The sequence below is a fragment of the Micromonospora jinlongensis genome, from assembly GCF_013410645.1.
In the GTDB taxonomy this organism is placed as follows: Bacteria; Actinomycetota; Actinomycetes; order Mycobacteriales; family Micromonosporaceae; genus Micromonospora; species Micromonospora zamorensis.
In genome coordinates, this window is sequence record NZ_JACCHK010000001.1 from 6,691,264 (window position 1) to 6,706,320 (window position 15,057).

Sequence of the window (15,057 nt, forward strand, 5' to 3'; positions counted from 1 at the left end):
CAAGATCGCGCAACATCCTGGATGTAGTGGCTTCCCGGCGCTTCGTGGCCACTACATCCTGGATCGAGCGTGACCTTGGCGGCCGGAGGCGCCCAGACCCCGCTCCGCTCTCTCGGGCACGGCGTTCCTCGTCAAGATCCGCGCAATATCAGGGATGTTGCTGTCTCTCGCGCGTCGGAGGCAGCAACATCCGGGAAGTTGCGTAGATCTTGGCGTGGGCGTGGGCGTGGGCGTGGGCGTGGGGCGTGGGGCGTGACGCGGGGGTGCGGGGGCGGGGTGCGGAGGGCGTGTCCCGTGGGGCTCGTGGGAAGGGCGCCGGTTAGGGTGTCGAACACACGTACTGCTGACGGCTGGGAAGGGGGCGGCGTGCGCGTGCTCGGTGTGGACCCGGGGTTGACCCGGTGTGGGGTGGGCGTGGTCGAGGGTGTGCCGGGGCGGCCCTGCACTCTCATCGCCTACTACGTGGTCTACACCGACCCAGCCGACGACCTGTCGCTGCGCCTGCTGCACCTGGACCGGTCGCTGACCAAGCTGGTCGCCGAGCACCAGCCGGAGAGCGTCGCCGTCGAGCGGGTGTTCAGCCAGCACAACGTGCGCACGGTGATGGGCACCGCGCAGGCCAGCGGCATCGCCGTGCTGGCGGGGGCGCGCGCCGGGCTGCCGGTGCAGACGTACACCCCGAGCGAGGTGAAGGCGGCCGTGACCGGGTCCGGTCAGGCCGACAAGGCGCAGATGACCGCCATGGTGACCCGGCTGTTGCGGCTGGCCGAGCCACCGAAGCCGGCTGACGCCGCCGACGCGCTGGCCCTGGCCATCTGCCACGTGTGGCGCGGTGGCACCCGCTCCAAGCTGGCCGAGGCGGCCGACCGGGTACGACGAGGAGGAGCACGATGATCGCCAGCGTGCGCGGCACGGTGACCGCGACGGGTCCGGACCAGGCCGTGATCGAGGTCGGTGGTGTAGGTCTCGCCGTGCACTGCGCTCCCGGCACGCTCGCCGAGCTGCGGGTCGGTCAGGTCGCCCGCCTAGCGACCAGCCTGATCGTGCGGGAAGACTCGCTGACCCTCTACGGCTTCGCCGACGACGACGCCAAGTCGCTGTTCGAGCTGCTCCAGACCGCCAGCGGGGTGGGTCCGCGACTGGCCCAGGCGGTGCTGGCCGTGCACACCCCGGACGCGGTGCGCAAGGCGATCGCCAACGCCGACACGGCGGCGCTGACCCGGGTGCCCGGGATCGGCAAGAAGGGCGCCGAGCGCCTGGTGCTGGAGCTGCGCGACCGGATCGGTCCGGTGTCGATCGGCGCCGACGGCGTGGGCGGGGTGACCGCTGGCGCCTGGCCCGACCAGGTCCGGCAGGCGCTCGTCGGGCTGGGCTGGTCCGCCGGTCAGGCCGATCAGGCGGTGGCCGCCGTGGCGGAGACCATCGACGGCCCGACGCCGCCGGTGCCGGTCCTGCTCAAGCAGGCCATCCGCCTGCTGGGCCGTACCCGATGAGCGAGATCGACGGGCTTGTCTCGGCGTACGTCAGCGACGCGGAACGGGACGCGGAGGCCACGGTACGGCCGAAGCGGCTGGCCGAGTTCATCGCCCAGGACCGGGTGCGCGATCAGCTCGACCTGTTGTTGCAGGGCGCGATGCGGCGGGGGTCACCACCGGACCACATCCTGCTCTCCGGCCCACCGGGGCTGGGTAAGACGAGTCTGGCCAACATCGTCGCCGCCGAGCTGGGCGCGGGCATCCGGGTGACCAGCGGCCCGGCGATCGAGCGTTCCGGTGATCTGGCGGCCATCCTGACCAGCCTCGCCGAGGGCGACGTGCTCTTCATCGACGAGATCCACCGCATCGCGCGGCCGGCGGAGGAGCTGCTCTACAGCGCGATGGAGGACTTCCGGGTCGACGTGGTGGTCGGCAAGGGTCCGGGGGCGACGGCGATCCCGCTGGACGTGGAGCCGTTCACCCTGGTCGGGGCGACGACCCGTTCGGGCCTGTTGACCGGGCCGATGCGGGACCGGTTCGGGTTCGTCGCGCACCTCGACTTCTACGCCCCGGCGGATCTGGAGACGCTGCTGCACCGCTCGGCGCGGATTCTCGGCGTGCCGATCACCCCCGAGGGCGCGACCGAGATCGCCGGTCGGTCCCGGGGCACGCCCCGGATCGCCAACCGGCTGCTGCGCCGGGTCCGCGACTACGCGGAGGTGCGGGCCGACGGGGTGGTCGATCTCGACACCGCCCGGGCGGCCCTGATCGTGTACGACGTGGACGCGCTCGGCCTGGACCGGCTGGACCGGGCGGTGCTGACCGCGCTGGTCGACTCGTTCCGGGGCGGCCCGGTGGGGCTGTCCACCCTCGCGGTGGCGGTCGGGGAGCAGCCGGACACGGTCGAGGAGGTCTGTGAGCCGTTCCTGGTGCGTGCTGGCCTGTTGGCCCGTACGCCCCGGGGCCGGGTGGCGACCGAAGGGGCTTGGCGGCATCTGGGACGTACCCCGCCGAATGGTACATTTGGCATGGATAGTCCGCCTGCGCCCGATCTGTTCTCCTTGGACACCGATCAGCCGTGATGTGAACGTGATCTGTGCCGCATTCGGCGTTCTCAGGTGCAGGGTTTAGACTTCGCCGCGGTCTGTACAGGACGTGAGAATCCGCCTCCGCTCCGGCATCCAGGTGCCGGGCAGGTGGCCAATGGGAAGGTCAGTAACCGTGCATTTGGCAGCAGCGGGTGGCGGGGCCGGCGGTTTCACGCCGATCCTGATGATCGCCCTGCTCTTCGGTGTCATGTACTTCATGATGATCCGACCCCAGCAGAAGCGCCGCAAAGAGGCAGAGGCGATGCAGTCCAACCTCGGCCCCGGCGACGAGGTCGTCACCATCGGTGGGCTCTACGGCACGGTCACCGGCATCGAGGACGACACCGTCCTGATCGAGGTCGCCCCGGGCGTGCAGACCCGCTACGCCCGACCGGCCATCGCCCGGGTGGTCACCCGCGCGGAGCTGCCGAGCGAGCCGGTCACCGAGGACGCGGACACCGTCAAGGAGTGACCCTCCCTCCCGGGGGTGGCGAGTCCGGCGTACGGCCGGTCGACCGGCTTCCGGGCCGCCGCGCCCGACGGGGCAGCGGACGAGACGTGAAAACTGGATAGTTGGGTCGACGCCGGGCGTCGGCACGTTCCCGTGACCGTCGGCGTCCCACGCCGTGTGACCGGTCCTCGTGTCGGCACCTCGTCGACCCAGGGCCGACCCGTCGGCCGGGACCCCCGGCCCGACACCGCCGCCGCTGCGCGCAGCGGCGCGACCGTACAGGGAGACAGGACAGCCGTGGCACCACCTCAGGGACAGATGCGCCCCGGGCGGCAGCTCGCCGTGCTCGGGTTCATCTTCGTCGTCCTCTACCTTTTGGTGTTCTTCTCGGGTGCCAGCGGCAGCCTGAAGGACCGGCTCGAGCCCCGGCTCGGTCTGGACCTCATCGGCGGGACCCGGGTGACGCTGGAGGCGACGAACAGCGTCGACGGCAAGCCTCCGACGGCGGAGAACCTCGAGGAGGCCCGCCAGATCATCGAGAGCCGCGTCAACGCGTTCGGCGTCGCCGAGGCCGAGGTGGTCACCGAGGGCAACCGCAACATCGTCATCTCCCTGCCCGGTGAGAACCGGGACCTCACCGACGTGGGCAGCGCCGCCGAGCTGCGCTTCCGCAAGGTGCTCAAGGCGGCCGACGGCAGCGGGACGGCCGCCGTGCCGCCGCCGGCCGCCACGCCGGCCCCGTCCGGCAGCGCCGTACCGACCCCGTCCGGCAGCGCCGTTCCGACCCCGTCGGGCAGTGGCGCGCCGAAGGCGACCTCCTCGCCCAGCGGCGGTCAGGGCGGGATGGCCCCGGCGTCGCCGAGCGCCACGCCGACCCCCTCCGCGTCCGCGTCCGCCTCGCCGACTGCCGCCGCCCCCACGGCGAGCGCCAGCACCGAGCCGGTGCCGGCCAGCATCGAGCAGCAGCGCAAGGCCGTCGAGCAGAAGGTGGGCGCGGCGTCCTGGCAGGCCGCCAACGGTCTGCAGGCCCCCGCCGACCTGGCGGCCGACCCGTCGCTGGCCGACAAGCTCAAGCCGTTCGGCACGCTGACGCCGCAAGAGGTGGCCGTGCTGCCGGCGCAGATGCAGTTCAACGTGCCGACGATCGGTTGCGCGCAGCTCGACAAGCGCCCGCCAGCGTCGATCTCCGACCCGAAGCAGCAGGTGGTCTCCTGCGAGGACGGCGCCTCGAAGTACCTGCTCGACCAGGCCAAGGTGCTGGGCACCGACGTGGACGACGCCGACGCGGTGCTCGACCAGACCAACGCCTGGGTGGTCAGCCTCGACTTCACCGGCAACGGCCAGGGCAAGTGGACGGCGCTGACCCGTGAGGCGTTCAACAACGAGGGTCAGGCCTGCGACGCGACCGCGCTGGGCCAGGACGGCAAGTGCCGGGTGGCCGTCGTGCTGGACAACGAGATCGTCTCCTCCCCGGAGATCCAGGGCGTGCTGACCGGCAACTCCCAGATCACCGGCAACTTCAACCAGAAGGACGCCAGCACCCTCGCCGGTCAGCTGCGCTACGGCGCGCTGCCGGTGACCTTCGAGCAGCAGGAGGCGCAGAACGTCACCGCCACGCTGGGTGCCAGTCACCTGCGCGCCGGTCTGCTCGCGGCCGGCATCGGCATGCTGCTGGTCATCATCTACGCGTTCTTCTACTACCGGCTGCTCGGCTCGGTGATCTTCCTGAGCCTGATCCTCTCCGCGCTGCTCGTCTTCGGCGCGCTGGTGGTGCTCGGCCGGCAGATCGGCTTCACGCTCACCCTCGCCGGCATCGCCGGCATGATCGTGTCGTTGGGTGTGGCGGCGGACTCGTTCGTCATCTACTTCGAACGGTTGAAGGACGAGATCCGGGAGGGGCGCAGCCCGCGTAGCGCGGTGCCCCGTGCCTGGATCCGCGCCCGCCGGACGATCATCTCGGCCAACGCGATCACCCTGCTCTCCGCGGTGGTGCTCTACGTGGTCTCGGTCGGCACGGTCAAGGGCTTCGCGTTCGCACTCGGTCTGGCCACGGTCCTGGACCTGGTCGTGGTCTTCCTCTTCCGTCACCCGATCATGACCATGTTCGCCCGGACCCGGGCGTTCCTGTCCCCGCGGGTCAGCGGTCTGGGCCGGGCGCTCCCGGCCCGCAACCAGCCGACTCAGCCCCGCAACCCGCGCGCCAAGGAGGCCTGAGATGGCTCAAAACGGTCTGGCGAGCCGCCTCTACAACGGCGAAGCCGGTCTCAACGTCGTCGGCAAGCGCAAGGTCTGGTTCGGCGTCGCCGGGGTCCTGATCCTGATCGCGCTCCTCAGCTTCGGGCTGCGTGGCTTCAGCCTCGGCATCGAGTTCGCCGGCGGCAACTCGTTCCAGGTGCCGGCGAGCGTCGGCACCCTCGAGGACGCCGAGCGGGAGGTCAACTCGGCCCTCGCGACGGAGAACACCGGCGTCGAGGTGGTCACCGCCCAGAAGGTCGGCGGCACCGGCGGCGACACCTACGAGCTGCGTACCGCGCAGCTCGACGCCGACCAGACCACTGCGGTCAAGGCCCAGATCGCCGAGGACCTCGGCATCGACGCGGGTCAGATCAGCAGCAACCAGGTCAGCGAGGCGTGGGGCAGCCAGGTGACCGAGCGGGCCGTGCTCGGTCTGGTCATCTTCATCGCGCTGGTGATGGTCTACCTGATCCTGCGCTTCGAGTGGCGGATGGCGGTCGCCGCGGTCGCCTCGCTGATCACGAACCTGATCCTCACCGCCGGCATCTACTCGCTGGTCGGCTTCGAGGTCACCCCGTCGACGATCATCGGCTTCCTCACGATCCTGGGCTTCGCGCTCTACGACGTGGTGGTGGTCTTCGACAAGGTGCAGGAGAACACGCGGGGCATCACCGCCAACAACAACCAGACGTACGGCGAGGCGGCCAACCTGGCCGTCAACCAGAGCCTGATGCGGTCGCTGAACACCTCGGTGGTCGCCCTGCTGCCGGTCGGCGGTCTGCTCTTCATCGGTGCCGGCCTGCTCGGCGCCGGCACGCTGAAGGACCTCGGCCTGGTGCTGTTCGTCGGTATGGCGGTGGCGTTCCTGACCTCCATCCTGGTGGCCACCCCGCTGCTGGCGCTGCTGAAGAACTACGACCCGCGGATCCAGGCGCACAACAAGCGCGTCCTGACCCGGCGGGGCGCCCTCGCCCGCGGCGAGGTCACCCCGAAGGGGGCCGCGAGCCCGGCCCAGGCCGACGCGACCGACGAGCCGCTCGACCCGGACGCCGCCGCACTGGCGGGTGCCGCCCCCAAGGTGGGCGCCCGGCCGGCGGGCAAGCGGCCGACCGGCGCCCGGGGCGGTCGCCCGGGTGGCGGCGGCAACCGGCCGGGTGGCGCCAAGCGGCGCTGACCCGAACGGAAACACCCGAACGGCGTCCGGCATGCTGTGTGAGCAGCACTGCCGGACGCCGTCGTCGTTGAAGGAGAGCGGAACAGCCGTGACGGAGACCCACAGCACCGAGGCGCGCGGGGACAGCGGCCCGGAGGCCGCCCGACTGGTCGCCAGCCGGGTGCTGGACGTGCCCGACTTCCCCAAGCCCGGCGTCATGTTCAAGGACCTGATGCCGCTGTTCGCCGACGGGAAGGTCTTCCGTGAGGTGATCGACGGGATCGTCGCGTACCACGGCCGGGACGCCTTCGACGTGGTGGTCGGCATCGAGGCGCGCGGCTTCGTCGTCGCGGCGGCCGTCGCCTACGCGGCCGGGGTGGGCGTGGTGCCGGTGCGCAAGGCCGGCAAGCTGCCCCGCCCGGCGCACTCGGTGTCCTACGCCCTGGAGTATGGCGAGGCCACCCTGGAGGTGCACGAGGATGCCTTCACCGCCGGGCACCGGGTCCTGGTCGTCGACGACGTGCTGGCCACCGGCGGCACCGCCGAGGCGACGCTGGACCTGGTCGAGCGGGCCGGCGGCACCGTCACCGGCTTCACGGTGCTGCTGGAGCTCGGGTTCCTGGGCGGGCGCGAGCGGTTGGCGCAGCGTCCGGTGCACGCCCTGCTGACCGTTTGAGCCGTTCGACACGCAACTGACCGTTTAATCCCAGATCCGGCGGACACTGCCGGCGTCGACCGTCCGGCGGAGCGGCAGGGGGCCTTCGGTGCGGGTAGCATTGCCCTTTGCTGACGCCGGCCGCACACGTCCGGCGAGGCGAGACCAGGCCGACCGATGTTCGGTCGGTGTGTTTCCGGCGAGCGGTGAGGAGGCCGGTGTCCCACGATGTCGTCCCTCCGGCGGAGGGCACGGTGCACCCGACAGGCGACGCGGACGGCTCGGTGACTGACCGGACAGGCGACGCGCCGGCCCGGGTGACGGGCAACGGCTCCGGCAGGGCTACGGGCGAGAGCACTGTCCGCCCGATCAGCGGCCCGCCGAGCGTCGAGGCCGCGCCCGGCGCCGACGGGGTTGTGGTGCCGTTCCCGACCGACGCGGGCATCGACCCGTCGCCGAGCGGTGGCTTCGGGCTGTCCAACGCGCCCACCGGCCGGCGGGTCCGGGCCCGGCTGGCCCGGTTCAACGCGCCCTGGCAGACCTCGCAGGTCAGCGAGGTGCTGGAGCCGCTCATCGCGAGCCACCGGGACAACCACCCCAAGGCCGACGCCCGGCTCCTCCAGCGCGCCTTCGACACGGCCGCGCGGTGGCACTCCGGGCAGTACCGCAAGTCCGGCGACCCGTACATCACCCACCCCCTCGCCGTGGCGACGATCCTCGGCAACCTGGGGATGGACACCACCACGCTGGTCGCCGCGCTGCTGCACGACACCATCGAGGACACCGAGTACACCCTCGATGCGATGCGCGCCGACTTCGGTGGCGAGGTCGCCCTCCTGGTCGACGGCGTCACGAAGCTCGACAAGGTCAAGCTGGGTGACGCGGCCAAGGCCGAGACGATCCGCAAGATGGTCGTGGCGATGGCCAAGGACCCCCGGGTGCTGGTGATCAAGCTGGCCGACCGGCTGCACAACATGCGCACCCTGACCTTCCTGCCCCGCCCCAAGCAGGAGCAGAAGGCCAAGGAGACGCTGGAGATCCTGGCGCCTCTCGCGCACCGGCTCGGTATGAACACGATCAAGTGGGAGCTGGAGGACCTGTCCTTCGGCACGTTGTTCCCGAAGCGCTACGAGGAGATCAACCGGCTGATCGGGGAGCACCAGCCGCAGCGCGAGACGCTGCTGCGGCAGGTCACCCAGAAGGTCGGCACCGACCTGAAGGCCGCCAAGATCAAGGCGGAGACCACCGGGCGGCCGAAGCACCTCTACTCGATCTACCAGAAGATGATCGTGCGGGGTCGGGACTTCAACGACATCTACGACCTGGTCGGGGTGCGGATCCTGGTCGACACGGTTCGGGACTGCTACGCGGCGCTGGGTGTCATCCACGCCAACTGGCAGCCGGTGCCGGGCCGCTTCAAGGACTACATCGCGATGCCGAAGTTCAACATGTACCAGTCGTTGCACACGACGGTCATCGGGCCCACCGGCAAGCCGGTGGAGATGCAGATCCGCACGTACGCGATGCACCGCACCGCGGAGTTCGGCATCGCCGCGCACTGGAAGTACAAGGAGCACAAGGGCACCCAGATCGTCGGGCCGCCCGCGCACATCGACGAGATGACCTGGCTGCGGCAGCTGCTCGACTGGCAGCGTGAGGCGGCCGACCCGAGCGAGTTCCTGGACGCGCTGCGCTTCGACCTGTCCAGCCAGGAGGTGTACGTCTTCACCCCGAAGGGTGACGTCATCCCGCTGCCGACCGGGTCGACGCCTGTGGACTTCGCGTACGCGGTGCACACCGAGGTTGGGCACAAGTGCATCGGGGCGCGCGTCAACGGCAAGCTGGTGCCGTTGGAGTCGACGCTGTCCAACGGCGACGTGATCGAGATCTTCACGTCGAAGTCCGAGACGGCCGGCCCCACGCAGGACTGGCTGGGCTTCGTCAAGAGCCCCCGCGCCCGGACGAAGATCAGGCAGTACTTCAACAAGGAGCGGCGCGAGGAGGCGATCGAGGCCGGCAAGGACGCGATCGTCAAGGCGATGCGCAAGCAGGGCATGCCGTTGCAGCGGATGCTCACCTCCGACGCGCTGATGTCGATCGCCCGGGACCTGCACCTCGCCGACGTGGCCTCGCTCTACGCGGCGGTCGGCGACAGCCAGGTTTCCGCCCAGTCGGTGGTGCAGAAGCTGATGGCCGCGTACGGCGGCGAGGAGGGCGCGGCGGAGGACATCGCCGAGACCGCCGTCGCCACCCGGCCACCGCGTAGCCGGCAGAGCAGCAGCGACCCCGGTGTGGTGGTGCGGGGCGTCAGCGACGTCTGGATCAAGCTGGCCCGCTGCTGCACCCCGGTCCCACCGGACTCGGTGTTCGGCTTCGTCACCCGCTCCGGCGGGGTGAGCGTGCACCGCGACGACTGCGCCAACGCCGAGGACCTGCGGGCGCAGAGCGAGCGCGTGGTCGAGGTGAGTTGGAAGCTCACCTCCGCCTCGACGTTCCTGGTCGCGATCCAGGTCGAGGCACTGGACCGGCACAAGCTGCTGGCCGACGTCACCCGGGTGCTCTCCGACGAGCGGGTCAACATCCTCTCCGCGACCGTCACCACGACCCGCGACCGGGTGGCGGTGAGCCGGTTCAGCTTCGAGATGGCCGACCCGAAGCACCTGGGCCACCTGCTGGCCACGGTCCGCAAGGTCGACGGCGTCTTCGACGCGTACCGGGTCACCTCCGGCGCCTGACGCGTACCCCGGACACGACAGCGCCCGCCGGCTCAGCCGACGGGCGCTGTGTCGTGTGCTCGGGCGTCAGCCCTGCGGGTTGCTCATGGTGAGGTCCTTGATGATGACCTCCTTCTTCGGGTGGCCACCGCCGGCCTGCTGGGCGAACGCCCCGTCGTCGCCGGCCTTGGCCACGTCCTTGACGATGTCGAGGCCGCCGGTGATGGTGCCCAGCACCGTGTACGCCGGGTCCAGCGGCGAGTCGCCGTAGACGATGAAGAACTGGCTGCCGGTGCTGCCCGGCTGGCCGGAGTTGGCCATCGCGATGACACCCTCCGGGTACGGCGGGCGCTTGTCGGTGGGCAGGTTCTCCTCGGGCAGGCGGTAGCTCGGGCCACCCTGACCGTCGGTCTCCCGCCAGCCGTTGCCGGTGGCGCTGGGGTCACCGCACTGCAACACCTTGATGCCCTCGGTCACCAGGCGGTGGCACTTGGTGTTGTCGAAGAAGTTCTTCTCCGCCAGGTAGGTGAAGCTGCCCGCCGTGCACGGCACCAGCGACCGGTCGACCTTGGCCGTGATCGGGCCGAGGTTGGTGTCGATCGTCATGGTCTGCACGCCCTTGGCGTACTGCTCGTTGCTCGGCACCCCGACGTCCTTGATCTGCGGGGGCCGCTGTTCGGCCGGCAGCGCGTTGAACACGCACTCGGACGCCCCGACCGCGGGCGCGGCGGTGTCGTTCTTGTCGTCGTCGTCGTCGCCGCCGAGGCTCATCGCCAGCCAGACGGTGCCGGCGACCACGAGCACCAGCGCGGCAGCCGCGCTGACGATCGCCTGCGTCTGCCGGCGCTTGCGGGCCTTGGCCGAGCGCTCGGCCATCTCCTTCTCGAGCCGGGCGCGTGCCGCCGCGCGCTGCCGCTCTCTGGTGGACGTCACGCCTGGATCCTCCTGGGCTGTCTGCTGCTGAGTGCCGCTTGGGGTGGGTGGTGGCGCCCGGTCAGCCGGCGCTCGGGCTGCTGGCCGGGGCGCCGGAGGCCGAGGGTGCGGCGCCGGTGACCGGCTCACCGACCGTGAGGCTCTGGATCGTCACGTCGGTGCTGGGCTTGACCTTGGCCCCGGTCCCATTGTCCACGGTCGGGAGGGCCCCGATCTTCTCCACCACGTCCAGCCCGCCGGTCACCCGGCCGATCACCGGGTACTTCGGGTCGGCGGTGGTGAAGTCCTTGAAGAAGATCAGGAACTGGCTGCCGTTGCTGCCCGGCGGGTTGGAGACCATCGCCACGGTGCCCTTCGGGTACGTCGGCGGCTGGCCGGGGGCCGGGCTGGCCGACGGGGACGCCGACGGCACGGTCGGCACCTCCTCGTCGTAGAACGAGTAGGTGGGCCCGCCGAGGCCGGTGCCACTGGGATCGCCGCAGTGCAGCGCGCCCTCGGCGGTGATCTCGTGGCACTTGGTGTTGTCATAGAACGACCGGCTCGCCAGGTGGGCGATGCTCGCCGCCGCGCACGGGGAGTTGGTCAGGCTCAGCTCCGCGGTGATCGGCCCACCCTGGTTGGTGGTCACCGTCATCGCCCGGGTGCCGTCGGTGGGCAGATCCCTGGTCGCCGGCGTGCCGACGTCCTTCAGGTTGGTGTTGGCCGTCGCGTCCTGCGGCGTCCAGAGGCAGGTGTCCGCCGCGGCCGTGTTCTGCTTCGAGTCGGAGTCGAACGCCCCGAGCGCCCAGGCCGAGCCGGCCACCACCAACACGAGGATCAGGGCGGCACCGACACCGGCCTGGATCTGCCGACGGCGCCGCGTCGCGGCAGCCCGGCGAGCCAACTGCCGGTCGAGCTTTTCCCGTGCCAGTTTGCGCTGCCGGTCCCTGCTGGAAGCCACCCGTGCTCCCCTTTCCTCTACCTGGTCGTCGCCGGCGACCGGGCGTCCCGGCCCGTCCGGGCGCCACGTGTGTCGCGCCACACGCCCGCCAGAGTGTACGGCTAGCGACTGGGAATGTGGTGTACGAGGTCCACCCCATCCCGAGCAGCGCTTATCGGGCGTTGTCACTGTGCCGTACGGGGCGCGAGGGGCGGACGCGGCAAAGTCGCTCGGCACGCCCGTTAGGCTGCTGGCAGGACGACAGCTGCTCGACGGAAAGGACAGCGCCTGTGCTCGTGGCCGGCTTTCCCGCGGACGCCTTCGGCACCAACTGCTACGTGGTTGCCACCGCGCCGGGGGAGCAGTGCGTGGTGGTCGACCCCGGGATCGGGGTGCTCGACCAGCTCGACGCGCTGCTCGCCGAGCACCGCCTGCATCCGGCCGCCGTGCTGCTCACCCACGGCCACCTCGACCACACCTTCTCGGTCGCGCCGGTCTGTGGTGCGCGCGGCGTCACCGCCTACGTGCACCCGGGCGACCGGGAGATGCTGGCCGACCCGTCCAAGGGCCTCTCGGCCGACCTGACGTCGCTCTTCGGCGGCCGGTTGAGCTATACGGAGCCGGAGGACGTGGCGGAGCTGACCGACGGCGCCACCCTCACGCTCGCCGGCCTGGAGATCGCCGTCGACCACGCCCCGGGCCATACCGGCGGGTCGGTGCTGTTCCGGCTGCCGGGCGCCGGGTCGGACTGGGAGGCCGACGAGCTGTGCCTCTCCGGTGACGTCCTCTTCGCCGGGTCGATCGGCCGCACCGACCTGCCGGGCGGGAGCATGCCGGCCATGCTCACCAGCCTGCGCGACAAGATCCTTCCGCTGGCCGACGACACCGTCGTGCTGCCCGGCCACGGCCCCGCCACCACCATCGGCCGCGAGCGCGCCAGCAACCCGTACCTCATCGAGGTGGCGCAGGTCGGCGGCGGCCGACCGGCGCCCACCCGGGGCCTCTAGACCTTCTCCGCGCCGCGCGCGGACCCACGACACCACCGCGCCGCGGGCGCGGCACCGCAAGGAGTACGCCGATGAGCAAGCCCACGCCCATCTCCGGTTTCCCGGAGTGGACCCCCGGTCAGCGGATGATCGAGCAGTTCGTGCTCGACCGGATCCGGGCCACCTTCGAGCTGTACGGCTTCGCGCCGCTGGAGACCCGCGCGGTGGAGCCGCTGGATCAGCTGCTGCGCAAGGGCGAGACCTCGAAGGAGGTCTACGTGATCCGGCGGCTGCACGCCGACGCGGAGGGTTCCGGTGGTGACGACCAGCTCGGCCTGCACTTCGACCTGACCGTGCCGTTCGCCCGGTACGTGCTGGAGAACGCCGGCAAGCTGGCGTTCCCGTTCCGCCGCTACCAGATCCAGAAGGTGTGGCGCGGTGAGCGGCCGCAGGAGGGCCGTTACCGGGAGTTCGTGCAGGCCGACATCGACATCGTCGACCGGGACACCCTGGCCCCGCACCACGAGGCGGAGATGCCCCTCGTCATCGGCGACGCGCTGCGTTCGTTGCCGATCCCGCCGGTGACGATCCAGGTCAACAACCGCAAGATCTGTGAGGGCTTCTACCGGGGCATCGGGCTGACCGACCCGGAGGCGGCGCTGCGCGCGGTGGACAAGCTCGACAAGATCGGCCCGGCGAAGGTGACCGACCTGCTGGCCCAGACCGCCGGGGCGAGCGAGGCGCAGGCCAAGGCGTGTCTGGCCCTGGCTGAGATCTCCGCCCCGGACGCATCGTTCGCCGACGCCGTCCGCGCGCTCGGGGTGAGCAACCCACTGCTCGACGAGGGCATCGACGAGCTGGTCCGGGTGGTGGAGACCGCCGCCGAGCACTCGCCCGGCCTCTGCGTGGCGGACCTGCGCATCGCCCGTGGCCTGGATTACTACACCGGCACCGTCTACGAGACCCAGCTGCGCGGCTACGAGCGGTTCGGCTCGATCTGCTCCGGCGGCCGGTACGACAACCTGGCCACCGCTGGCGCCGTCTCGTACCCCGGGGTGGGGATCTCGATCGGGGTGACCCGGCTGCTCGGGTTGCTCTTCGGCGCGGGGGAGCTGTCGGTGTCCCGGGAGGTGCCGACCGCCGTGCTCGTCGCGGTGACCAGCGAGGAGCAGCGGACGGCCAGCAACCGGGTGGCCGAGGCGCTGCGGCGGCGCGCGGTGCCGACCGAGGTGTCGCCGAGCGCGGCGAAGTTCGGCAAGCAGATCCGCTACGCCGAGCGGCGCGGCATCCCGTACGTCTGGTTCCCCGGCGTCGACGGAGCGCCGGACGAGGTGAAGGACATCCGCTCCGGTGAGCAGGTCACGGCCGGTGCGCAGGAGTGGATGCCCCCTGTGGAGGACCTCAAGCCGACGGTTGGGTGAGTCTCTCCACTGGCGCTGACGGCCGGGGGGACCTACGGTAGCGTAAGTTACGCCACCGTAGGGAGTTTCTTGTGACCGTCAGCACCACACTCAGTCAGACCGCTCTCCTCGTCGAGTTGGAGCCGGTGGTCGCACGCAACCTCGACCGCCACCTCACGCTCGCCAAGGAGTGGTTCCCGCACGAGTATGTGCCGTGGAGCGAAGGGCGGACCTTCGACGGGCCGCTCGGCGGCGAGGCGTGGTCGCCGACCGACTCGACCATCCCGGACGTGGCTCGCACCGCGCTGATCGTGAACCTGCTGACCGAGGACAACCTGCCCTCGTACCACCACGAGATCGCCACCCTGTTCGGCCGTGACGGCGCGTGGGGCACCTGGGTGCACCGGTGGACCGCCGAGGAGGGCCGGCACGGCGTCGCGATCCGCGACTACCTGACCGTCACCCGGGCCGTCGACCCGGTGGCGTTGGAGCGGGCCCGGATGACGCACATGTCGGAGGGCTACACCAACGCCCACGGCGACGAGGTGCTGCACTCGCTGGCGTACGTCTCGTTCCAGGAGCTGGCCACCCGAATCTCGCACCGCAACACCGGCAAGGCCACCGGCGACCCGGCCTGCGAGGCGCTGCTGGCCCGGGTGGCGGCCGACGAGAACCTGCACATGGTCTTCTACCGCAACCTGCTCGCCGCCGCGTTCGAGCTGGCCCCGAGCCAGGCGATGCGGGCCGTCGCCGACGTGGTCGCCGACTTCCAAATGCCGGGCAACGGCATCGACGGTTTCGCCCGCAAGTCGGTGGCAATCGCCCTGGCCGGCATCTACGACCTGCGTCAGCACCGCGACGACGTGCTGCAGCCGGTGCTGCGCCAGTGGGACGTCTTCAACGTGACCGGCCTCAACGCCGACGGCGAAGCCGCCCGCGAGCAGCTCGCCACCCAGCTGGAAAACCTGGAGCGCGCCGCGAGCCGCTTCGAGGAAAAGCGCGACGCCCGAGCCGCCCGCCTGGCCCTCCGCTAAACCCCCACCCGCCC

The 15,057-nt window shown here is 71.0% G+C and carries 13 protein-coding genes; 11 read left to right on the forward strand and 2 right to left on the reverse strand.

What is annotated here, in order from left to right; all coding sequences use genetic code 11:
• Positions 1-366 precede the first annotated feature (366 nt).
• The 8 genes from ruvC to HNR22_RS30190 all read left to right on the forward strand — a co-directional run bounded on the left by ruvC (position 367) and on the right by HNR22_RS30190 (position 9,792).
• Complete coding sequence (gene ruvC, locus HNR22_RS30155; RefSeq protein WP_179783231.1) at positions 367-894, forward strand: crossover junction endodeoxyribonuclease RuvC; 528 nt, start codon at positions 367-369, stop codon at positions 892-894.
• The gene (ruvA, locus tag HNR22_RS30160; RefSeq protein WP_099852214.1) at positions 891-1,493 is read left to right on the forward strand and encodes a Holliday junction branch migration protein RuvA; all 603 of its coding nucleotides are present in this window, start codon (positions 891-893) and stop codon (positions 1,491-1,493) included. The genes ruvC and ruvA overlap by 4 nt, the downstream gene beginning before the upstream one ends.
• Positions 1,490-2,557 (forward strand): Holliday junction branch migration DNA helicase RuvB, encoded by a 1,068-nt coding sequence (gene ruvB, locus HNR22_RS30165; protein WP_141908817.1) that lies wholly within the window; start codon positions 1,490-1,492, stop codon positions 2,555-2,557. Before ruvA ends, ruvB begins: the two co-directional genes overlap by 4 nt.
• 121 nt (positions 2,558-2,678) lie before the next feature.
• The gene (gene yajC, locus HNR22_RS30170; RefSeq protein ID WP_218906795.1) at positions 2,679-3,035 is read left to right on the forward strand and encodes a preprotein translocase subunit YajC; all 357 of its coding nucleotides are present in this window, start codon (positions 2,679-2,681) and stop codon (positions 3,033-3,035) included.
• Positions 3,036-3,311: 276 nt separating this feature from the next.
• A complete protein-coding gene (secD, locus tag HNR22_RS30175; RefSeq protein WP_179783232.1) occupies positions 3,312-5,228 on the forward strand; it encodes a protein translocase subunit SecD in 1,917 nt (638 codons plus the stop codon).
• 1 nt (position 5,229) lies between these two features.
• On the forward strand, positions 5,230-6,423 hold the full coding sequence (gene secF, locus HNR22_RS30180; RefSeq protein WP_179783233.1) for a protein translocase subunit SecF: 1,194 nt from the start codon (positions 5,230-5,232) through the stop codon (positions 6,421-6,423).
• A gap of 88 nt (positions 6,424-6,511) precedes the next feature.
• Complete coding sequence (locus tag HNR22_RS30185) at positions 6,512-7,078, forward strand: adenine phosphoribosyltransferase (protein WP_179783234.1); 567 nt, start codon at positions 6,512-6,514, stop codon at positions 7,076-7,078.
• Between the two features lie 197 nt (positions 7,079-7,275).
• The gene (locus HNR22_RS30190; RefSeq protein WP_179783235.1) at positions 7,276-9,792 is read left to right on the forward strand and encodes a RelA/SpoT family protein; all 2,517 of its coding nucleotides are present in this window, start codon (positions 7,276-7,278) and stop codon (positions 9,790-9,792) included.
• 66 nt (positions 9,793-9,858) lie between these two features.
• Here HNR22_RS30190 and HNR22_RS30195 read toward each other — a convergent pair whose 3' ends face one another.
• On the reverse strand, positions 9,859-10,704 hold the full coding sequence (locus HNR22_RS30195) for a peptidylprolyl isomerase (protein WP_179783236.1): 846 nt from the start codon (positions 10,702-10,704) through the stop codon (positions 9,859-9,861).
• A 61-nt stretch (positions 10,705-10,765) separates the two neighbouring features.
• Entirely contained in the window at positions 10,766-11,644 is an 879-nt protein-coding gene (locus tag HNR22_RS30200; protein WP_179783237.1) for a peptidylprolyl isomerase, read from the reverse strand.
• A 269-nt stretch (positions 11,645-11,913) separates the two neighbouring features.
• Here HNR22_RS30200 and HNR22_RS30205 point away from each other — a divergent pair, with 269 nt between their 5' ends.
• The 3 genes from HNR22_RS30205 (at position 11,914) to HNR22_RS30215 (ending at position 15,043) form a co-directional block, all read left to right on the forward strand.
• Positions 11,914-12,630 carry an MBL fold metallo-hydrolase gene (locus HNR22_RS30205; RefSeq protein WP_088947419.1) on the forward strand — a complete coding sequence of 239 codons (717 nt, stop codon included), beginning with the start codon at positions 11,914-11,916 and terminating at the stop codon, positions 12,628-12,630.
• A 71-nt stretch (positions 12,631-12,701) separates the two neighbouring features.
• Positions 12,702-14,030: a histidine--tRNA ligase gene (gene hisS / locus HNR22_RS30210; protein WP_179783238.1), complete on the forward strand. Its 1,329-nt coding sequence runs from the start codon at positions 12,702-12,704 to the stop codon at positions 14,028-14,030.
• 71 nt (positions 14,031-14,101) lie between these two features.
• Positions 14,102-15,043 carry an acyl-ACP desaturase gene (locus HNR22_RS30215; protein ID WP_179783239.1) on the forward strand — a complete coding sequence of 314 codons (942 nt, stop codon included), beginning with the start codon at positions 14,102-14,104 and terminating at the stop codon, positions 15,041-15,043.
• Positions 15,044-15,057: the final 14 nt, after the last annotated feature.

Coding starts and splice junctions, on each gene's coding strand:
- ruvA (WP_099852214.1), top strand. CDS start 891: ATGATCGCCAGCGTGCGCGGCACGGTGACCGCGACGGGTCCGGACCAG.
- ruvB (WP_141908817.1), top strand. CDS start 1,490: ATGAGCGAGATCGACGGGCTTGTCTCGGCGTACGTCAGCGACGCGGAA.
- yajC (WP_218906795.1), top strand. CDS start 2,679: ATGGGAAGGTCAGTAACCGTGCATTTGGCAGCAGCGGGTGGCGGGGCC.
- secF (WP_179783233.1), top strand. CDS start 5,230: ATGGCTCAAAACGGTCTGGCGAGCCGCCTCTACAACGGCGAAGCCGGT.
- hisS (WP_179783238.1), top strand. CDS start 12,702: ATGAGCAAGCCCACGCCCATCTCCGGTTTCCCGGAGTGGACCCCCGGT.